The sequence below is a fragment of the Curvibacter lanceolatus ATCC 14669 genome (assembly GCF_000381265.1).
GTDB lineage: Bacteria > Pseudomonadota > Gammaproteobacteria > Burkholderiales > Burkholderiaceae_C > Curvibacter > Curvibacter lanceolatus.
On record NZ_KB906269.1, the window covers coordinates 101,991 to 123,430 of the forward strand.

Sequence of the window (21,440 nt, forward strand, 5' to 3'; positions counted from 1 at the left end):
AAGCAGCGCCCTGAGAGGCCCCCGGTGGCTGCGCAAGCGCTTCTGTGTGAGCACCTTTACCACCTGAATCATAAGACACCGCTTGTCGCAAAATCCAAATGACGGTGGGGGCTTGTGCCGAACCTGAATCTCGCGCCCACCCAGCCCACCGGGGCCTGCCCCGGGCCTACCCTGCTTGCGCAGCGCCTGATCGAATGCTCACCGTCAACGCCAACCCGATCTGCGCGCCCCTTCTCCAAACCAGCCACCCGCAGGAACGGCACACCCAGTGGGGTCGACAAGGGCGCAGAGCGCTGTATGCACAGCAAGACAACCAGGCGCCACACCCAGTTCATGCATCCGCCCAAGCCCATCATTGGTGATGGCCCAAGCAAACTTCACCATTCTGCGGAAATCAGTTAATCTCACTGTTACAAATTTCACATTCTGTATTGCCGGAATTCTCATTGCAGTGGGTTGTTGTTGCTGTCACGGCGACACCTCTGCGGAATTCTGATCCAAGCAGCCCATCACTGGAGATTTGTAGGGGGGTCTTCCTGGGTGCCTGTTGGAAGATCAGTAAATGCCAAGAACACGAAGTTTTTGCAATGTCCACGCCAAAAGCCATTCAGCCGCCGCTGAGGATCATGGTCGTAGAAGATGATCCCGGCATCAGACGCTATGTTGAAGCCGCCATCAACTGCCAGCCGGACCTTCGATGCATTGGCAGCTTTGACCGGATCCAGCCCAGTCGGCTCGCTCTTGCAACCAACGCCCCAGACATATTGCTTCTCGATCTTGGCCTACCCGATGGGCATGGCATTGAGCTGATTACCTACTGCAAACAACGCCACCCTCAGTGTGAAATTCTGGTCATCACCCGTTTCGGCGATGACGCCAATATCATCCGTTGCCTTGAGGCCGGTGCTCAGGGCTACATACCGAAAGACGCTTTCGATCCGGACATCTCGCGCTTCATTTCAGAACTGCGACAAGGCGGTTCACCCATCAGCCCCCGCATTGGCCGAAAGCTGTTTTCGCTGCTTCGTCAGCAAAGCGCCCCCTCCCAGTCATCTGGAACAACAGCACGCTCCACGCCTGACGAAACAGGCCTCAGCAGCCGTGAGGCCGAGGTCTTGAACCTGATCGCCCGTGGCTATTCGTACCAGGAGATATCGGGGCACTTGACCATATCTCTCAACACTGTGCGCACCTACATCAAGCAGATCTACCAAAAGCTTGCCGTGCGCAGCCGCAGCGAAGCCGTGTTTGAAGCCGCCAAAATGGGTTGGCTCCCTGCGCAATTGATGCGCCCTGACCGCTGACGACACTAAGCCCGACATGGCACGCCAGAAAGCAAACGATGGGCGCAATGGGATTGAAATCAAACACAGCGCCGCCATACCCATCTATGCCTCGCAATGGCTGCTGGTTGGCATGTTGTTGTTCGGGCCCCTTCTAGCCCATGCGCAACAAGCCATCATCCTGGACACCGCCAGCGTCAACATTCAGTACAAAACTCAGGGTCATGTGCAAAAAACTGTCGCCCTGCCCTACTACTGGGATTTCAAGGAACCCGGCAAAAGCGGCATTGCCGTATTTGACCTGGGCACCGTAGACAACCGTGATGGCCAGATCGACAGCATTTACATACCACGCATCGGCAACCACCATGCCATCACCCTCAACGGGCATGACCTGGACAGCGATCTGATCGAAGAACCTGTCAGCGGGACTCATGTCAGCGGCCCGAGGCTTCTCAGAATCCCGCCCATGTTGCAGGCTGACAGCTTGAACGTGCGGATCACCCTGTCTGCTGAACAGATGACCAACGCGGGTCTGTCTCGCGTCACCCTGGGTCAGGCCAAAGAACTGCGATCCACCTACCTGTTGCGAAAATTCTGGGACATCGATTCGCGCTGGATCGCCACGGCCATCAGTGCCCTGCTGACCCTGTTCTCTTTCGGTCTCTGGGCTCAACAGCGAGAGGCTGGCATTCTTTACTACTGCCTTTCAGAACTATGCTGGACCATCCTGTCGGCCCGGATGATTGTTCCCGACCCGCCACTGAATCAGGCGCTGTGGCAGGTATTGACGTTCATCAGCCCCATATTCATCGGCGGCGCCGGTTTATGCCTCTACCTGTACAGCCTGCAGCCCTCCAGCCAAAGAAGCAATTTCGCCAACGGAGCTTACCTGATGCCTATGGCTGCAGCCTCTATCGTGCTTTGCAGCCTGACTGCCAACAGGTACCTGATGGGCATCCTGCTTCTGCCCATCGCGGCAGCACTTGTCCACCTGGCTTATCTGAATGCCCGTGCCCTGGCGGCATCGCAAGACAAGAACTCAATCCACGTTCTGGTCACTTTCACTGTCGTCGTGGTGCTGGTCACGATCGAGCTGTTCATCTTCACCCTGTCCAAAAGCGCTTACGAACACATCAACCTGCTGCGCCTGGTCTGGGTGTTTGTGGGCATCAGCTTTGCAAAATCAATGCTCGACCGCGTTGTGCACGCCAACCTCATGCTCAGCACCGCTGCCAGGGTATTGCGGCAACCACTTCCCCATCGCCCAACCGAGTTGGCGGAAGCCTTTGAAGCCTCCCATCGGCAGCACCTGATCGACGGCGCCGCCCAGGAGCGCCTGCGCCTGATTCACGATCTGCACGACGGCGTTGGCAGCCAACTCAGCAGCACGCTGGACATGGCGCAACAGCAAGGCGCAAACAGTTCAGACATGGTGCCCCACCTGCGCAAAACCCTTGAACAACTCAAACTGACAGTCGACGCCCTGGAGGAAAGCGACGGCAACCTGGAATCCATCATTGCCTCGGTGCGCTACCGACTCGCCCCCCGCATCGACGCCATGGGTGTACGACTGCAGTGGCATGTGGATCCCCTACCCATCTTCGAGCATTGGAGCAGCCAGCATGCGCTGCACTTGCAAATGCTTCTGTTGGAGGCCTTCGATAACTCTATCAAATACGCCAAGACCCACTGCATCGAGTTCACAGCCACCCCCCTCACCGAACCCGACGCAACCGGCGTCACCCTGACCTTGAAAGACGCTGGGCCGGGATTTGTCTGGCCACCGCCTGAAAGCAAGCAGCTCAGCAACAGGGGAAAAGGAATGGGCATCATGTTTTACCGGGCCGAGAAAATCGGTGCGCATCTCGGCATCAAGTCAGGCCCCGGCGGCACCACGTTGACTCTTCAATTAATCAAAAAGAGTACCCAGGCGTTCAAATAAACAGGCGGCCTCCTTCTATCCCGTCCCTCTGAAGAGAGAGCCTTCATCGGGCTTGATCATCCATGGCGGAGCAGCGCAGTACCATCACATGTTCATGTGAAGCAGAAGGCAAACACGCAGTGTTCAATCAAGCTCAGACCGTGACAGCACGGTTGCCTTTGAATGGGAGCTTGTATGACCATCGCACAGCGCGATTGCCGATATTCGCGGATGCCCATCGCCACCGGGCACATCAGCACAGCACCACCGACCGCGCTGTTGAATAGCAAAGTGGCAAAGCAGGCCCACTCGCGGCTCAATGCGGATGCGACCCAGGTTGGCGGGCGCTCAAGACCGCGCTGGGCATTTGAGGTCTTGACGCCTGCACCGCATAAGGGCCATGCGGTACCGCCCGCGTTGACCCGGCTACCGGGTGCCCCCTCCACCTCCAGCTTCTGAGCAGGCCTTGAGCCATGGATTCATCCCCAACGCAATGCCGGCATTGGGACATCCGGTCGGTGCGGCGCGTTGACGACCGCCATACCGAGTTACTGCCATCCCACGCCCATCCAGCGCACTGAACGGAGCGATTCACATGTCAAACCAAAACGGGGTGAATGAATCTCAGAAGGCCCCTTGGCAAGAGAAGAATGACACCTGGGCGCTGGCCCTGTCCGGAGGGGGCATACGCAGCGCCACATTTGCGCTGGGATTGATCAGAGGCTTGGCCAAGAACGGCCTGTTTCACCAATTTGATTACCTTTCCACCGTTTCAGGCGGTGGCTACATCGGTTCGGCCATCGGCCGTCTGTATCAACAAGGTCAAACCGCCAGCCAGGTAGAACAAGGCTTGGCGGCAGACGACACCCTCCTACTCTGGTGGTTGCGCCGCAACGGTCGTTACTTGGAACCAGCAGGCGCACGCGACATTCTGCAAGCCGCAGCCAGCCAACTGCGAGGCTTTGTCACCGCCCAGATTGAGGCGGGCATATTGCTGGTCGGCGTCGCACTGCTTGCCGTTGCACCTAACGTGAGCTGGGGTAGCGCATCGCAAACCTTTCCGTTGCTCTGGTGGCTGATGGGTATAGCCGCCTTGATCGTCAATTTTTTCGCAATTCTGGGTTATTGGCTTCGTGGCGGCACCGCGGTCCAACGGATACGGTGGACCAATCTGCTGGCCAATTCATTGCTGCTCACGCTGGCTGTCTTAACCCTGGCGGCACTGCAAGAAGCCTCTTATCGCATCGCCCATTTTTGGATCGCCAACGGTCACTTCAGATCTCCAGCCAACCTACTGCCGCCAGGAATGCTTGCGGCACTGATGTTTGCTCGCAAGCACATACGGCTACAGGGCAACTCGGTCATCAAAGTAGCCAAGGTCAGCATTCAACAATGGTTGCAGATCCTGGGCCTGGTCATGCTGGCCTTCATCGTGCTGGCCTGGGCCACATTATTTCAGGTGGTGTTTCAGTCCTTGCCCACCTGGGGCATTGTCGCCGTCAAAGACGCGGCACTCTGGTGGTGCGCGTTCGCCGGGCTCACCCTGCTGGCTGTCGCCTGCAGCCAGTATGCGGGGCTGGAGAGCCTCAACCTCTCCAGCCTGCATAACTTTTACAGGGCACGCCTTGAGCGAGCCTACATATCGGTCGGCAACTACACGCCTCAAGCCAACAACGCTTCAGGCCAGAGATTCCAACAATCGCCACTGCAGCCATCGACCTCCCCCAAGCCTCTGATGCGCCTGAACGAGGCCTCGGATGCCGACGATATTCAGATCCAAAGCTACCGTCCCGAGCAACACGGCGGCCCCATCCACCTGATCAACTGCACCATCAACCAGACAGTGGATGACCGAACTGGAAGTTACAACGCTGATCGCAAAGGCGTCGCTCTGACGATCAGCGCTACCGGCTTTGAAATCGGCACAGGCTGCCCCCAAGAACTGCCCCCGGCGTGGAAATCCATTGGCCTCTCGCGTTGGATTGCCATCTCAGGCGCTGCCGTCTCGACCGGCTTGGGCTCCCTCACATCGACCGGCCTCGCCATACTGCTTTTTCTCGGGAATATCCGACTGGGCTACTGGATCAGCTCACCACCACCGCGCACTGGCGATACAACTCATAGCCCCTGGCGTTCAAAGATGAAGGGCGTATGTGCAGAGTTATTTGGTCATTTTCCAGGTCTGAAGTCATCAGCTTGGTACCTGAGTGACGGTGGTCATTTTGAAAATACGGCTGTTTATGCACTGATCAAACGACAATGCAAATTGATAATAGCTACCGATGCAGGCGCTGATCATCAATATGAATATGAAGATCTGGCCAACATGGTCAGAAAAGCCCGCATCGACTACAACGCGCAGATAGATTTTATTGAACAGCCCTGCACGCCCCATTCCGGCTCGCTGGCAACACTCAAAACAAACCCACAACAACCTCAATTACTCTTGGCGCGCATTACATACGCCGATTGCAGCCTAGGCACACTGATTGTAGCCAAGCCCCATCGCTTCAAAAACTGGCCATTGGATCTGAACGAGTATGCAAAGAAAGATCTCGAATTTCCACAAAATACCACTCTAGATCAGTTTTTCAGTGAATCCCAATGGGAAGCCTACCATCAATTGGGGCTGAGTTTTGGGCACCGTATTGATGCCAGTTTTATTGAGAAGGCCATTGAATGTACAAAAAATCGCAACAACATCGTACCCAACCAATTCGCCAAATAACGCAAGCCACAAAGCTACGATCGAAATCAAATATCTACAGATGGTCTAAAAACTCGACGACAAGCCATCAAAGAAACCCTATTGCAGCCATGAATAAAAATAAATCCCATGAGAAAGAAAAGGCTCAACCAGAGGAGGAAGTATGTGAATGCTGCATCAACATCAGAGCCCTCATCAGTCTGGGGATATTATTAATCGTTGGCTACATCCTAATCTGGTCAATCATGCCGGTAGATGAGGGAGAAATACCTAAGCAGCTGCACACGCCAGTAGAAACACTAAAATCCATTTTCCGATGGCCTCTTTTGATATCAATGGCCTTAGGCGCTTTCATTGGCATTGGCCAATCAATCAAATGCGCGGCCCCCCTGATCGAAGAAATGATCAAAAAAATCTTTGGCACAGAGGATGAACGCCATCCAGCAGAGGTCAAAAAACTGAACCAGATCAGCGACCTGATCAAATCAAATACGTTTACCACAGTGGGGGCTACGGGTGTCGTGCTTGGCCTGGTTTTAACACCCGGCCTACATGCACCCAAAAAACTTGAAACAGATTTACCACTCACCATCGATCTAAAACCCACCGTAAATGAAGGGCCTGCCCCCACGGTCTCACTATCCCCTCAGATTTTAGTCGCAGAGGCTCAAAAATCAGAAATACCGGTCACACTCAACATAAAAACAAAGTTTGAGGGAACTGGTGAAAATAATCAAACAGTACCCAGCACAATAAAAATCACGGTGGATGACGATGCCAAAAAATGGTTATCCGAGCTGAAAATTGCGATTGCCACATCCAAGCCTGACGATCAACTGGTCCAACTTAGTGCCGCCACCACCGATCTATACCTATGGAGTGCACTCAAAGAACAGTCAATGACTAAATACCAGGCGCAGATTCAACAAATGAGTGCCGAATTGATTCGCTTGGCTGTCGAAACCAACTTTGCCCAGCGCACCGCCTTCTCTGCGGTTCAAACCAGCCAATCCAGTACTGAAATTTGCCAGACAGCTGAATGGCGACCCCCTGAAGAAATAGATGCCTGCTCAAAAGCCTTGGAATCTTACAAGAAATTCAAGGCACACATCTCAAATACCAAGAAAAACTAAAAGCATACATAACCACCCCGCAAGGCATATTTTTAAAAAATCAGTCAATTCATCATCTTTGCGCACCCTTAAAAAACCAAAATTTCAAGCAAACTTCAAAGGAGAGAAAATGCAATTCAAGCAAAAAAAAGCCAAAATCAGCGCATCGTGTCTATTGCTAATATTTTCTCATGCAGCAATAGCCCAAGACACCACCGCTCAAGCCTCTCTCGGGATAGCCCAGTATGGAATTCACATACAACATGAAAAAGCAATCAGCACAGAAAATACATCCATCTTCAATACACCGCACAAAAACATCAACATCAGGTTGAGTTCATATAATAAAAATGCCTTACAACCCATTGAACAGGTCTGCGATCTTGTTCCATTCGAGACCGATGGTTCAGAGGACAGTAAAACCGAAAACAACATACCAAGTTGGCGTACTTGCGCGAACTTGATGAAATCAGCCGTTTCTGAGTTTTGCACGATTGCGGGTGAACGCTGGACAGACAAAGCCGATCGCAACAACACATACATCAAAACCCTGATGGGGTTGACCGCCTTATTCAGTGTTGCGGCGGCTTCAAACCTGGCAGCCAAAACACTTTACTCAACCGCAGCGGGTGCGGCGGGCGTGGGGGGTATTTCTGCAGCCTCAGAACATGATGTATCAGTCGAGCAAGCCATCTCACAACAAATTTTGGCCAGACTGACAGACTGGGAAAGTTACAGAGTCGTCGGGACTGACGGTAAGGCAACAGTCATTCCGACGGCATTTCAAATCTATGATCATGCGAAAACCGTTGCTGCCAGCTGCGCCACAGGATTCACGTATCAGCTACCTGCTGTACAAAAAAATTAGAAGGCACGTACATCAATTCGTCAAGAGCCCTCATGAGCTACTCATGATGGAAAAATATCAATTTTCAAAAAATTTCTAACGCATAGAGATGAAAAACTATATTCTAACCACCCGAAACATCGACAAGGCCACGGCTTCATTTGGGGACATACAAGCTGGCCCCAGCTATTTGGAAGTGGAGGACACAAAACCCATCCCTACCGCGAGTGACATAATTTCAGATTTCTCAACATGGGCAGGAAAAATAATTTCGGAACTGAAAACAAAAGCAGGGCAAAATCCCGCTTCACTCGACGTTGTCTTCTTTATCCATGGCTACAACACCAACAGTGAAGAGTCGTTGAAGCGGCAACGATTGCTTGAGAAACGTCTCCATCAATCGGGCTTCACAAGCACCGTGGTCGGCTTTGACTGGCCTTCAGCACATGTCGCGGTCCTGTATGAAACGGATCGACTGGAAGCCATGCGTGCGGCGGCTGAACTGGTGACGGCAGGTATCGCTGAGTTCATCAGTTATTCACGGCCAAGCTGCACCGTGAATTTGCACATCGTGGCCCATTCGATGGGAGCGTATGTGGTGCGCGAGGCTTTCCGGCAAACGGCAAAGGCGCGTCTCAGCGACCTGGCCACGCAATGGAAAGTCAGCCAAATCGCCCTGTTGGCAGCCGACATCTCATCTGATTGTTTTGCAACCGGTCACGCAGACATGGACCCGGTTTTCAACCACTGCGGGCGCTTGACCAACTACTACAGCGGACATGACATGGTGCTTGAGGTCTCCAACGTCAAAAACCTGGACATCAGTTCACGGGTTGGGCGGGTCGGCATGCCATCAGACGTCGACACAAACCCCAAGGCTGTGGATGTCAACTGCACCGCCCGCTACACGGCCGTCGGCGAAGACGCCCGAAAGGCCAGCATGGCCAGATGCATGGACGGAAGCGTGACCCACTCATGGTATTTCGACGACGACAACTGGTACCAAGACTTGGCATTGACCCTGGCAGGGAAGATCGATCGCAATTACTTCCCCACCCGGGATCGGCTGGCCACCAATGATTTCGTCTTGAAATAAAAAGCGGCCTGAGGTCATTGACGAACAGCCCAGTATGGACACCTTGGCAGGTGGTCGCGTGACCTGGGCTTACCCTTCCCTCCACCGCCTCAACCCCAGGCGCCGTGAGCTGTGCCGCAATGGGTCTGCTTCCGATGGCTATGCTTTCAAGCCCGCCCAGGCGGCCTGTGAGGCCCGTCGTGTTGCGGCCCGGCCCTTGCCCAAGCTGCACCCACACAGCGCCCTGTGGCGTGTGGCGTGTGGTCTGCGATCTTTTGCTGTGGCGTTGGTCTCCCCAGCAGATTGCCCGCTCACTGCGGGGCATGCACCCCGAGGACTCCAGCCAGCATGTGTCTCACGAGACGATCTACAACGCCATTTATGCCTACCCGCGCGGGGAGCTCAAGAAGCAACTGATCGCGCTGCTGCGCCAGGGACACGGTGGCCGCCGGCCTCGTTCTGCGGGGCAGGATCGGCGAGGCCAGATTCCTGAGATGGTCAGCATCCACGTACGTCCTCCCGAGGTCAATGACCGGCTGATGCCTGGGCACCGGGAGGGGGACTTGATCAAGGGGGCCAAAAACCAGTCTGCAGTCGGTGTGCTGGTCGAGCGCAGCACGCGCCTGGTGCTGCTGTGCAAGATGCCTGATGCAACGGCCCAGAGCGCCCTGGCGGCCTTCACGGCCAAGCTCAACCAGGTGATTGAGCCCATGCGTCAGACGCTCACCTACGACCAGGGCAGGGAGATGGCGCGCCATCGGGAGTTGGCCAAGGCCACGGGAGCTCGGGTCCACTTCTGTGATCCGCACAGTCTCTGGCAGCGGGGCAGTTGCGAGAACACCAATGGCTTGCTGCGCCAGTTCCTGCCCAAGGGGACGGACCTGAGCGTGCACGATCAGGATGCGCTGGACTCCATTGCGGACATGATGAACAACCGGCCGCGCCAGACACTGGGATGGAAGTCACCGTACCAGGCGTTCCAGCAATTCATGCAGGCCATCGCGCAGCGCCAGGACACGACCATTCACTGAATCTCAATCGAACCGTTTCAACAACTGGTGTTGCGCTTCGGATTTGAGATCGCCCCTATCAAGATGGCCGGATGCCTGATATTTATGCACAAGGAACCGATGTATTGAGCATCATCTATGCGTTAGGGATGGTCTGCACAAATGTCCCGTTGCTGTGCTTGCAAGCTCAGTGAACGACTGAGACGATCACACTCATGAAGCAACAAAGCCTGGGCCTGGGCCACTCGAACAAGCGCACGCGGCGGCGAGAGTTTCTTGGCGAGATGGAGCGCGTGGTGCCGTGGACCGAACTCGTGGCGCTGGTGGCGCCCTACATGCCTGAAGGCCGCCGGGGCCGCCCGCCCTTTGCGGTGGAACCGATGCTGCTTACCTGTGTCTCGCCTGAACCATCTGCAGGCGCGTCTGCTCATGCCGAGCGGTAGCGCTATGACCCCGTCCGAGCAACACGAAACACGGGGAGCATGAAAAACCATACAATGATTTCACGATTTAAAACCAGTTCAATGAATATTGTCAGTTACACATCGAAGAAAAATAGGGGGCCAATATTTAAATATTGGGAGGAAAACAAATGCATCCAATCTCAAAAATTAATATCGTCGCAACCCTTTTAACCTCATTATTACTGACTGCGTGCGGTGATGGGTTTAGTGCCATAACTGGTGCTCCGGCAACTGGCACCCTGAGCGGTGTTGCCGCAGTCGGCAAGCCGATTATTGGCGGGAACATCAGCGTTATTTGCGCATCAGGCAGTGTGCTTATACCCACCACCACGGACCAAAACGGCTATTACTTTATCTCTCTGCATGATCAAAATCTACCCTGCGCGGTACAGGTATCTGGCGGCACCATTAATGGCGTAGCCAATACCACGGATTACCATTCCATTGCTACAAGAGTAGGTACAGTCAACGTTACTCCGCTCACGGATCTGCTCATTGCCATCCTAACAGGCTCTGCCACGCCCAGCACATGGTTCAGTAAGTTGAACAGCACACCGTTCACAGGGGTATGGGAAGGCGGTTATGGTGGGAGTTCTATTGTTTTTTATATAAATCAAAAAGAGAGCGGTCTTACCATCTTTGGAAAAAACGAAAATACAGGAATCAAGTATGCCGGAACAGTAAGTAAGGATACCATCTCAGTTAATGAATATCTTGACGGGAATAAATTTGCGACTCTGAAATTCAAGTTAATTAACAGCACGACTATCAATGTCATTAAAATAGACGGAAATCCATTTCAAGATTATACTGATACAAGCCAGGGATCAAATTTCATTCTTGCTAGTGACGGAAATGCACAGCTCATAGATGTTAGCCAAACGCAAATAAACACGGCTCTCGGCCACTTGAGCACTGCCCTCCCCGCACTGACCTCACTCAGCGCCATCAACCCAATTACCACCGCATTTACGCCCGTATCGGGCAACGTGATTGATGATATGCTGACTGCTTTGGCTAGCACGGGTATCACACACGCATCGTTGCTGAGGAATGTAACTGACTCATTGCTAAGCGATGTCTCTGAAAGTCAGCAATTAAAGATACAAAATATAATCGACAGTATCGAAGCTGCAAGTGGAAAAATTCTCACCCAAGAGCAGCGAATTGTTTATTTTGAAGGAATAAAGTCCCTGGTTCGAATAAATACCGATCTATTAAACCAAAACAACCTACCTAGGATAGAGTCTAACAATCAAGTTTTCCTAGAAAATGTGGAGAGCACGTTGCATATTATTTTCAATGAAGGTGATATGCGCATGCTGAATCGCGCACTGATACGTATCATTGTTTTGGGATGACGTCGTCTAAATTGATAACTGCGAAATGCATGGATGCCTTTCGACATGCCAATTGCAAACGCCTGCCTTGAAAAATATTGATCTCAGCTCATTTGGTCCTTTGCGGCGATAAATTCAGAAACACAACCGACTAAGACCGGCCAACACGACTCGTCTCTGACGACCTGCAGAGCAGTTATGCTCTGCGCCCCAAAAGGCCGATCGCGGCGTTGCCAATCCTCGCTGGGTTCCCGACCCAGCTGCGGTTGGCGCCTGGCGCTAGGCCTTTTGGATCTCCAACGCATCCGGCGAAATCAGTGTTAACAGGCCCCTGGCTCAAGAACGCTCGCTTTGACACCCTGGAGCACATCAACGCCAGCTATGTGAGCGAATCTGAGCAACACCGCCACAACGACATGGTGTGGCGCCTCAAGGCGGGCACCCGCTGGGTATGGGTTTACCTGTTGCTGGAGTTTCAGAGCAAGCCCGACAATTGGATGGCCGTGCGCATGATGGCGTACGTCAGTTTGCTGGCCCAAAGCCTGATCAAGCAAAAGCAACTGCAGCAGGGCCAACTGCCGGCCCTGATCCCCCTGGTGCTTTACAACGACCCGCGCAATGCCCCCGGAATCGAGGGGGATGGGCTTTCATCTCGGGTGCTTTTCGCTGAACAGCGACATTTCGCGCGGCACAACCGGGGCGTTGATTTCCCGCATCACCAGGCCCAACGGCCATGCCAGTTCAACGAGGACTTGCCGACTCACAGAGATTTGCAGCGACTTGCAGTGGTCTGAAGTAGCCTGCCCTTACACGCCAGGCCTGCGCGCAAGGCCTGCACACCGGCCAAAAGCCCACGCCCCCGTCAGTCTTGGGGATAATGCCCAGTCTTCAATTTTCAACACCCGCAAACACAGCAGGGGTGACCTGTGGCCGCCCCCTCCAAAAACAACAAGAACAACAACGACCCCAGGCCAACAAATTTGTGATGGCCCCCGCGTGCAGATGCGCCCCCTGAGGTGAGCCCCTTGAGCTGAGCCCCCGGCTCACCAGAGGCTGATTCAAGAGCCCCCTGCCCTGCACATCGGTCGGCCCCCATCGACTGCCCTTGCCCCACCACCCGCCGCACCGGCGGCGGCCCCTCTTTCTTCACGGCGGGCTGCTGTTTCGTTCTGGCATCCACGCCCCACGCCCCACGGCTTGGGTTTCCAACGCTCTGCAATGCCCCCGGCCTGCCGTGGGCCGCTGTCCCTGCCTGTCAGGGTGCCCTGTCGAGCAACCGCCCTACCTCAGCCCCCCCGATGCAGTTGCCATCCAGAAAAGACCTCAAACCCTATGCGCAAGAGGATGTACGCCGTTCAAAGATCGAGCTCTTTGCCACCCTGACCAGCATGCTGGCGGCTTGCGTGCTGGCAGCCCTGCTGAGCGGGCCGCTGGCCTACCTGGTGGCCGTGTTGGCGGGGCTGGCCGCCACCCGCCTATTTGTGCTGCTGCACGACCACGTTCACGGCGCGTTCTTGCGCAAGCCGCGCTGGGCCAAGCTCGTTTTTTGGTGGGTGGGCCTGCTGCTGGTCACGCCATTGAGCGTCTGGCGGCAAAGCCACACCTACCACCACCGCCGAACCGGCCTGTACCGCAGCGCCCAGATCGGGTCTTTTCCGGTATGGACGGTGCAGCGCTGGCGGCGCGCCTCGTTGCTTGAAAAGTCAGCCTACCGCTGTATTCGCCACCCCGCCAACGCCGCCCTGGGCCTGTTCACGGTCTTTGCCATCGGTATGGTGCTCAGCCCCTTGCTGCGCCGCCCCAAGGCCCACTGGGATGCCGCCGCCTGTTTGATGCTGCACGGCTCGGTGCTCACCCTGGCTTTGACATCGGGGGCGTTTTTGCCCTGGTGCCGCGCCTTGCTGATCCCACTGGGCCTGGCCGCGTTCATCGGGTCGGTGCTGTTTTATGTGCAGCACAACTTTCCGGGTGTGGCGTACCAAAAGCAGCGCGCCCGCCGTGGCGAACCCGCCCCGCTCAACTGCACATCACACCTGCAATGCCCCAACTGGGCCCACAGCTGGCTGGCCAATATTGGCTACCACACCATTCACCACCACCACGAGGCCATTCCGTTTTACCGCCTCCCCGAGGTGTGGCGAGATTTTCCGGAGTTTCAACAATCGCCCCGCGTGGCCCCCACCCCCTGGGCCCTCAAGGCCTGCTATGCCCTGGCCCTGTGGGACGACGGGCAGCAGCGCATGCTCACCTGGCAAGAACTCAGCCGCCTGTGAAGCCCACCATCGACGCCACCCCCAAGCCCGGGCGCTGAAAAACCAGCCTGCAAAAAGCCCCCGTCCGGCAGCACGCAGGCACACCGACACCCCGCGCGTCATCAAGGCCGCCGGCCAATCAGATACAAACAAGCCCTGTCCAACAACAAAACAGGGAGCGGATAGTCATGAGCGCATTGGTCATCAAGGCCTGGCAGGCCGAGAGCAAGCCCATCGATCAACATCAAAATTTTGTGCGTATCACCGGCCGCGAGGGGGGCCTGATCGCCTGGGTGCTGTCATTGATGCGCATCGACCCCGTCACCACCCTCAAGGTGGGGCTGGACCGCATTGAGTTCACCAGCGCCTCGCTTGCAGGCATCGAATCTCGGCTGATCCCGCTGCAAAGCATCTGCTCGTCGTACTACGGCTACCACAAGCCCTGGAAGCAGGCCCTGTCGATTTGGGTGGCCTTTGTGTTTGTGGGCACCTCGATCGGGTCGGCCATGGCCGAAGGCAGCGGCCAAAGCGCCGGCTTAATGCCGCTGCTGGCCTCTGCCGGCCTCGGCCTGGTGGCCGCCCTGCTCTATTATTTTTTGAACCGCACCCTGACCCTGGGCTTTGTGGAGGCCAGCGGCGTGATCAGCGGCATCCGCTTCAAACGCTCGGTGATCGAAAACCTCGACATCAACCAAGAGCAGGCAAAACGGGTTTGCATCATCGTGCAGCGGCTGATCGAGGCGAAAGAGAGGCGGGCTTTGCAGGCGCGGCCGGTGCAAACTGGGTGAAGCCCACAGAGGCCAAAATTTCGGCAGCCCTGGGCCCAGTAGAAGATCGGGGGCCAGTTTACTTGGGTGAATGGCGGGCTGCGGCGTCAACCCAGGCGCTGGCCGCGTGCTGTGCCTCAGCCTTCAAGCCCTCACGCCTCATGGCCTGAAGGCCTTGCGGGCGCCGGCAATTGTTCGGCATGCGCTGTCTTGGCCGGCACTTTTCGCTAAACTGTTGAGCAACTCTTCACTTGGTTTCAGCCATGGCCCCCCACCCCACCAACGCCCGCAAGAAGCCCAGCATGGCCGCAGTGCGTCGGGCCGTGGCCAGTTCAACCGCCATCGAAACGGGCCAGAACATCCAGAAGCTGGAGCAAAAACTGCAGCAGCCCAGCCAGCAGCGGTTTGCGCACATCAAGCTGGCGGCCTAAAGGTTCATGGCGGTTCGAACCCAGAACTTCATGGGTTCGTAGTTCATGGCCAACCCGGCATGGATGGCCGTGACATACCCCGTCTTGTGGGTTTCCCAACTGCTGTAGTCCAAGGGGTTGTACCCAGCCTGAACAGCCATCACATCGGCCAGCAAGCGTGAGAGCCGGCCGTTGCCCTCACGAAACGGGTGGATCAAGATCAACTCGACATGCGTCACGGCAATGGCTTCGACCAGGCCCGCTGGCGCAAGGTCGTAGCAAGGTGTGAAGCGCTTGAGCACATTTCTTTCAAAGCCCGCCATCAAGCGCGGAATTTGCCCAGCCGCCGCAAAGCTGAAGCCCCCCTTGCTCATGTTGACCGAGCGCTCTTGCCCCGCCCAGGCATACACATTGCCAAGCCAGCGCCGGTGCCAGCGCTTGATGTCGGCAACCGACAACGCCCGGTCTGGCAGCTCGTCAACCAGCACGCTTTGATAGAGTTGGGCCAGCAGCTCCAGCTCCAGGTCGTTGATATCGTCGACGGCGGTGATGCCCGCCAGATTGCGCAGCACCAGCCCGCCCGACCCTGGCTGGGCCTCGTTGTCAGCAGCATGTAGCGCGTACCGGCCCATGCGGCCAGTATCTGCAAGCAGTACGAGCCTCAACCGGCCCCGGATTACCGTTCAGGGTTGCATCTGCCCAGCGGCGTGTTCAGGGGTATTGTGCGGGGCCTGAGGCTCAGGCCCACGGGCCAAGCCGCAGCGCTGGCCTGCACGATACCGGCCCATGAGCAGCGACGCCCCGCCCCACAACCAGCACAGTGACCCAACTCATTGAGCCCCGTTTTTGCTGCCCTCTACGCCAACAGCTGGCAAGAGCCCATCACCTGAACGCCAAGGTTGCGCGAGAAAATCGACATAAGCCCCCCACTCAGGCACCCACGGCAAGCAAGCAGCACATTTGATAAGCTGTTTTGAAAGAATTTTGACCTATAAAAATCAATAGGTTTTCGCCCCACTCACCGAGCCTCTGCTTTCTTTGTAGGCCATCACTGATGGTTTTTGTGCCACGCGGCCAAGACATTGGCAATAATGACAAAGCGTGAAGTAATAGACAAAAAACAGGGAAATCAGGGATGAGTTCTAACAACAAACCATGTATAGGTGCGCCTGCCCACCGCCGCGTACAGGGCCATGCGAAGGGCCTGCCGTGGGCCATGCGCCCTGGTGCCGCAGGGCCCGCCAAGCCAAGTGAGCCCAGCAGCAACGGCCACAGCGCTTTGTGGTGCCAATGCATGGGGCAGCCGGCACACACCCATTGCCCTGCCCACCGCCCAGCGGCTGCGCAAGCCACTCCGTGGTGTGCGCAGCCGGCTACCGCAGCAGGCCCCGCGCCACACACCAGCCACGGCCAGCGTGGCCCCAACGATTCATCAACTCGCCTTGCCCCCTGCACGCACCAGCCGCCCGGCAAAGCAGGCAGCAGCGACATCACCCCGGCCCGCCATCGCCGAAAGTGAAAATGGAGTAGACCATGACAATGCATGCCATGTTGATACTCTATGCAGCCATCGGGCTGCTGGTTTCGATTGTGGGTATCGTTCTAGAGGCCAATAACCATATCAACGAGTGGAAGCACTCGTCGATTGACCTGCCCGACGATTTGAAAGAAAAGCCCGGCAAACTGCTTTTTTTGAAAATACTCAATAAAGTAGTTTCATTGGTGTTTCAGGTGGTGCTTTACACCATTTTCTGGCCTGTCGTATTGGTGCTTTATATCGCTTCAAAAATGCGGTCGGCAAAGCAAGAGAAAGAATATCAAGACACCACTTTTCTTGAAGACTGATGGCTCAAGCCAAAACAATTCAAATTATTGTTGGCCACCATTCAACAATCAATGGCGTCTGGGGCCACAACCCTGCTTCGCAGTTGTGTGCACCGCCCACCCGCCAACCCGCCGGCAACCCACCAGCGTTGGTTGAAAGCCCCAGCGCCTGCCCCCCTCACCACTTGGCCATCTTGTTCTGGTAGAACATCACCATGACCGCCCCCACCCCAACAGCTGCCACCATCGCCTCGGCCCCACCAATCGGCGCCCCTCAAGGCCCCATCCTGGGTCATCTGCCCTTGGGCGACTTTGCCACCGTGGTGCGGTCTGCACCATTGGTGTCGATCGATCTGGTTGTGGTGCGCAACCACAGCCAAGTGTTGCTGGGCCAGCGCAACAATCGACCTGCCCAAGGCTACTGGTTTGTGCCCGGGGGCCGAATCTATAAAAATGAAACCATGCAGCAAGCCATGCAGCGCATTGCTGAATCTGAAATTGGCATTACGCCCGATTTGATACAAAACAGCCTTAAACCGCAGTGGCTTGGGGCATATGAGCATTTTTATGCTGATAGCTTTGCTGCCCAAGAGGCAGCCAGCACGCATTATGTGGCGCTGGCCCATTTGCTGCATGTACCCGAAAGCTTTGAGCCCGCCCACCGCGACGCCCAGCACCAAGCCTGGCGCTGGTGGCCGCTGCAGCAGGCCCTGGCCAGCAGCGAGGTGCACTACTTCAGCCAAAGTTACCTGCGCGATTTACAACAACCTAGGGTTTGTAAGTAAGAGTGCGCAGACTTTGGTAATAATGGCGCAGCGTGAAATTTTCAACAAAATCAAAGGAATCAGGGATGAGTTCTGGCAACGAACAGCGTATTTACGTGGCGGGCCACCGTGGCCTGGTGGGCTCGGCCCTGGTGCGGCGCCTGCAGGCAAAAGGCGAGCAAGTGCTGGCCCGCACCCATGCCGAGCTGGACCTGACCCAGGCCGACCAGGTAGAGGCCTTTTTTGCCACCGAAAAGCCCACCCAGGTGTACCTGGCCGCAGCCAAGGTGGGCGGCATTGTGGCCAACAACAGCTACCCTGCCGAGTTCATTCGCGACAACCTGGCCATCCAAACCAATGTGATCCACTCGGCCTGGCGCCACGGCGTGCAGCGCCTGCTGTTTTTGGGCAGCAGCTGCATTTACCCACGCGAGTGCCCGCAGCCCATGCGCGAAGAGTACCTGCTGACCGGCCCGCTGGAGCCCACCAACCGCCCCTACGCACTGGCCAAAATTGCCGGCATCGAGATGTGCTCGGCCTACAACCGCCAATACAGCACCCGCTTTTTGGCGGCCATGCCCACCAATCTGTACGGCCCGGGCGACAACTACCACCTGCAAAACAGCCATGTGCTGCCCGCACTGATCCGCAAGTTTCACGAAGCCAAGCAACGTGGCGACGCCACGGTGCCCGCCTGGGGCACGGGCACGCCGCTGCGCGAGTTTTTGTACAGCGACGACATGGCCGACGCCTGTGTGTACCTGATGAACCTGCCCGATGAGCGCTTTGACAGCCTGCTGTCGGTGTACCCGCCCCTGGTGAACGTGGGCTGCGGGCACGACCTGAGCATCAAAGCCCTGACTGAGTTGGTGCGCGAGGTGGTGGGCTTCAACGGCGAGGTGGTGTGGGACACCACCAAGCCCGACGGCACCCCCCGCAAGCTGATGGACGTGGGCCGCCTGACTAGCATGGGCTGGCAGCCCCAGGTGGATTTGCGCGCCGGCATTGCCCGCGCCTATGCCGACTTTTTGCAGCGCCAGGCCGCTGGCGAATTCAACAGCTGAGCCAGGCCCAAGCTTTCGTGACCAAGGCCAAGCCCTGGCAAATAGACAGCCAAAGGCAGCCGCCAAGCAACACTTGGCCGCCGTGAACCACAGCGGCCCCAACTTTTGAATCAATCAAAGAGAGAGAACACAAAATGGCAAATCAGGGTCAAACCCATCGCAAAGTAGCGCTGATCACCGGCGTAACCGGCCAAGACGGCTCTTACCTGGCCGAGCTGCTGCTTGAAAAAGGCTACGAGGTGCACGGCATCAAACGCCGCAGCAGCCTGTTCAACACCGACCGCATTGACCACCTGTACCAAGACCCGCATGAAAGCAACCGCAAGTTCATCTTGCACCATGGCGACCTGACCGATTCGACCAGCCTGATTCGCATCATTCAGCAGGTGCAGCCCGACGAGATTTACAACCTGGCTGCCCAAAGCCACGTGGGCGTGAGCTTTGAAGAGCCCGAGTACACGGCCAACGCCGACGGCATTGGCGCCCTGCGCATTCTGGAGGCCATTCGCATCTTGAAGCTGGAGAAGAAAACCCGCTTTTACCAGGCCAGTACCAGCGAGCTGTACGGCCTGGTGCAAGAGATTCCGCAAAAGGAAAGCACCCCGTTTTACCCCCGCAGCCCCTACGCAGTGGCCAAGCTGTATGCCTACTGGATCACGGTGAACTACCGTGAGGCCTATGGCATTTACGCTTGCAATGGCATTTTGTTCAACCACGAAAGCCCCGTGCGTGGCGAAACCTTTGTTACCCGCAAAATCACCCGCGCCATTGCCCGCATTGCCCTGGGCCTGCAAGACTGCCTGTACCTGGGCAACATGAGCGCCCTGCGCGACTGGGGCCACGCCAAAGATTATGTAGAAATGCAGTGGCTGATGCTGCAACAAAACCAAGCCGAAGACTTTGTGATTGCCACCGGCGTGCAATACAGCGTGCGCCAGTTTGTAGAGTTTGCCGCCGCCGAACTGGGCGTGACCCTGCGGTTTGAGGGTGAAGGCGAAGCCGAAGTGGGTGTGGTAACTGCCGTGACGGGCGACAAGGCCAAATGCAAGGTGGGCGATGTGGTGGTGCGCGTCGACCCGCGTTACTACCGCCCCACCGAAGTGGAAACCCTGCTGGGCGACCCGAGCAAGGCCCATGAAAAGCTGGGCTGGAAACCCAAGATCACGCTGGCCGAACTGGTCAAAGAAATGGTGAATTCAGACTACGACTCGGCACGCAAGGATGCGCTGGTGAAGATGGCTGGGTTCAAGGCATACGATCACCACGAATAAACCTGCCCTTAATTGGTTCAAAGCCAGCGCCAGATAAATTATCTTGGCCTGGCTTTTTTTATGCATAACCGCCATTCATAGAAAATATCAAAGATGAGTATTGATCTTTCTAAAGCCGGCAAAGGAAACTACGTTTCACGCAGGCCTTTCTGGGTGCAATTGATTTGGTTCTTCATTGAAGCCACCGTCATAGACAACCGCCTCATACCAAGCTCAGCCGTGCGGATATTTTTGCTTAGGTTATTTGGGGCCACGATCGGTGAAGGGTGTCTCTGCCCACATGCTATCAGAGTCAAATATCCATGGAACCTTAAGATTGGGGACAGGGTATGGATTGGTGATGGTGTTTGGATCTACAACCAGGATCAGATCACGATTGGATCTGATGTTTGTATTTCACAAAAAACTTTTCTAACTTGTGGATCGCATGAGTACAAAACAAACATGGATCTAAAAGTCGCCCCAATCGTGATAGGAGATGGAGCATGGATTAGTTCGATGTGCGTCGTACAGATGGGGGTCACCATCGGATGCGATGCCTTGGTTACACCACTTTCCGTCGTTCATCGATCACTTGATGCAAATGGTATTTTTTCTGGAAATCCATGTAAACGCATTGGAGATCGTTTCCCCTTAGGTCAAGATTAATAGCCAAGGATAGCTCTGACGCTGCACCGGGCTTAGGTAATTGATGGCACCACTATGGCCAAAACTATCGATTACAGCATCAACCGCTAGGAAAGGTTCATGAGCTTCTTGACTGCCCCTGCCTTGCCTATCAAAAATAATCTCAACGAACAACAGATATGATCCTGGGCGATGGGCCGAGAGAACTAGCTGTTTGTAGGCACCCAACTGGCATACCATAGACCAGCGGCCATCATGCGCCTAACCCATGAGCACCAAACTAACCCGGCTTAACCCGTACGAGTATCTGCGCGATGTGTTGACATCGACTACCCACGTACAAGGCTAATCGGATTACGGAATCACTGCCCCACAAGTGGACCGGTGTACCCGAAGGCTGAATTCAAGAGAGAAATTGAAGGCGACTTGTATTGACCCAGCAGTTTCTGCACAGGTCAGGCCGCTAACGCATAAGCCTCAGCGGGGGTCTTCATTTTCAGCGCCTGGTGAGGGCGCCGATGGTTGTACCAACTGATCCAGTCCGCAATCACTCGGCTGGCGTGCTGCAGGGTTTCAAACCTGTGGCGATGAACGCATTGGTCCTTGAGCGTGCGGATCACGCGCTCAACCATGCCATTCTGCTCAGGGCTGTAAGGCGTGATGAACTCCTGCTGCAGGCCGTAGCTTTTGACCAGGGCC

At 55.8% G+C, this 21,440-nt stretch carries 18 protein-coding genes and 2 pseudogenes; 18 read left to right on the plus strand and 2 right to left on the minus strand.

What is annotated here, in order from left to right; translation table 11 throughout:
* Positions 1 to 587 precede the first annotated feature (587 nt).
* The 13 genes and pseudogenes from F624_RS0123780 to F624_RS35410 all read left to right on the plus strand — a co-directional run bounded on the left by F624_RS0123780 (position 588) and on the right by F624_RS35410 (position 15,212).
* Positions 588 to 1,304, plus strand: coding sequence for a response regulator transcription factor (locus tag F624_RS0123780; protein ID WP_019576879.1), 717 nt, complete (start codon positions 588 to 590; stop codon positions 1,302 to 1,304).
* Positions 1,305 to 1,320: 16 nt separating this feature from the next.
* Positions 1,321 to 3,228, plus strand: coding sequence for a sensor histidine kinase (locus F624_RS0123785; protein WP_019576880.1), 1,908 nt, complete (start codon positions 1,321 to 1,323; stop codon positions 3,226 to 3,228).
* 574 nt (positions 3,229 to 3,802) lie between these two features.
* Positions 3,803 to 5,935: a patatin-like phospholipase family protein gene (locus tag F624_RS0123790; RefSeq protein ID WP_019576881.1), complete on the plus strand. Its 2,133-nt coding sequence runs from the start codon at positions 3,803 to 3,805 to the stop codon at positions 5,933 to 5,935.
* 89 nt (positions 5,936 to 6,024) lie between these two features.
* Positions 6,025 to 7,047 (plus strand): hypothetical protein, encoded by a 1,023-nt coding sequence (locus F624_RS35040; RefSeq protein ID WP_157443604.1) that lies wholly within the window; start codon positions 6,025 to 6,027, stop codon positions 7,045 to 7,047.
* A gap of 109 nt (positions 7,048 to 7,156) precedes the next feature.
* Entirely contained in the window at positions 7,157 to 7,894 is a 738-nt protein-coding gene (locus F624_RS35045) for a hypothetical protein (RefSeq protein WP_157443605.1), read from the plus strand.
* Between the two features lie 88 nt (positions 7,895 to 7,982).
* Positions 7,983 to 8,969: an alpha/beta hydrolase gene (locus tag F624_RS0123795; protein ID WP_084679635.1), complete on the plus strand. Its 987-nt coding sequence runs from the start codon at positions 7,983 to 7,985 to the stop codon at positions 8,967 to 8,969.
* A 103-nt stretch (positions 8,970 to 9,072) separates the two neighbouring features.
* Positions 9,073 to 9,979 (plus strand): annotated as a pseudogene (locus F624_RS32795) (IS30 family transposase); the annotation flags it as partial.
* Positions 9,980 to 10,173: 194 nt separating this feature from the next.
* Positions 10,174 to 10,344 (plus strand): annotated as a pseudogene (locus F624_RS0123810) (IS5/IS1182 family transposase); the annotation flags it as partial.
* 206 nt (positions 10,345 to 10,550) lie between these two features.
* The gene (locus F624_RS35050; RefSeq protein WP_157443606.1) at positions 10,551 to 11,783 is read left to right on the plus strand and encodes a hypothetical protein; all 1,233 of its coding nucleotides are present in this window, start codon (positions 10,551 to 10,553) and stop codon (positions 11,781 to 11,783) included.
* Positions 11,784 to 11,992: 209 nt separating this feature from the next.
* Complete coding sequence (locus tag F624_RS33640; protein ID WP_245573725.1) at positions 11,993 to 12,556, plus strand: Rpn family recombination-promoting nuclease/putative transposase; 564 nt, start codon at positions 11,993 to 11,995, stop codon at positions 12,554 to 12,556.
* Between the two features lie 504 nt (positions 12,557 to 13,060).
* A complete protein-coding gene (locus F624_RS0123820) occupies positions 13,061 to 14,035 on the plus strand; it encodes a fatty acid desaturase family protein (protein WP_019576886.1) in 975 nt (324 codons plus the stop codon).
* A gap of 167 nt (positions 14,036 to 14,202) precedes the next feature.
* Positions 14,203 to 14,802 (plus strand): hypothetical protein, encoded by a 600-nt coding sequence (locus tag F624_RS0123825; protein WP_031256072.1) that lies wholly within the window; start codon positions 14,203 to 14,205, stop codon positions 14,800 to 14,802.
* A gap of 242 nt (positions 14,803 to 15,044) precedes the next feature.
* A complete protein-coding gene (locus F624_RS35410; RefSeq protein WP_019576888.1) occupies positions 15,045 to 15,212 on the plus strand; it encodes a hypothetical protein in 168 nt (55 codons plus the stop codon).
* Here F624_RS35410 and F624_RS0123835 read toward each other — a convergent pair.
* Entirely contained in the window at positions 15,209 to 15,823 is a 615-nt protein-coding gene (locus F624_RS0123835) for a Fic/DOC family protein (protein WP_019576889.1), read from the minus strand. The genes F624_RS35410 and F624_RS0123835 overlap by 4 nt on opposite strands.
* Before the next feature lie 901 nt (positions 15,824 to 16,724).
* Between F624_RS0123835 and F624_RS0123840 the strand changes: the two genes are divergently transcribed.
* The 5 genes from F624_RS0123840 (at position 16,725) to F624_RS34330 (ending at position 20,762) form a co-directional block, all read left to right on the plus strand.
* Positions 16,725 to 17,036: a hypothetical protein gene (locus F624_RS0123840; protein ID WP_157443607.1), complete on the plus strand. Its 312-nt coding sequence runs from the start codon at positions 16,725 to 16,727 to the stop codon at positions 17,034 to 17,036.
* Positions 17,037 to 17,230: 194 nt separating this feature from the next.
* Positions 17,231 to 17,800 carry a GDP-mannose mannosyl hydrolase gene (locus tag F624_RS0123845; RefSeq protein ID WP_019576891.1) on the plus strand — a complete coding sequence of 190 codons (570 nt, stop codon included), beginning with the start codon at positions 17,231 to 17,233 and terminating at the stop codon, positions 17,798 to 17,800.
* A gap of 65 nt (positions 17,801 to 17,865) precedes the next feature.
* Positions 17,866 to 18,843 carry a GDP-L-fucose synthase family protein gene (locus tag F624_RS0123850; protein ID WP_019576892.1) on the plus strand — a complete coding sequence of 326 codons (978 nt, stop codon included), beginning with the start codon at positions 17,866 to 17,868 and terminating at the stop codon, positions 18,841 to 18,843.
* Positions 18,844 to 18,977: 134 nt separating this feature from the next.
* Positions 18,978 to 20,114 (plus strand): GDP-mannose 4,6-dehydratase, encoded by a 1,137-nt coding sequence (gene gmd / locus F624_RS0123855; RefSeq protein WP_019576893.1) that lies wholly within the window; start codon positions 18,978 to 18,980, stop codon positions 20,112 to 20,114.
* A gap of 93 nt (positions 20,115 to 20,207) precedes the next feature.
* Positions 20,208 to 20,762 (plus strand): WcaF family extracellular polysaccharide biosynthesis acetyltransferase, encoded by a 555-nt coding sequence (locus F624_RS34330; RefSeq protein WP_084679636.1) that lies wholly within the window; start codon positions 20,208 to 20,210, stop codon positions 20,760 to 20,762.
* A 434-nt stretch (positions 20,763 to 21,196) separates the two neighbouring features.
* Here F624_RS34330 and F624_RS0123860 read toward each other — a convergent pair.
* Positions 21,197 to 21,440: integrase core domain-containing protein (locus tag F624_RS0123860; protein ID WP_019576894.1), on the minus strand; the 244-nt coding region annotated here is incomplete at its 5' end.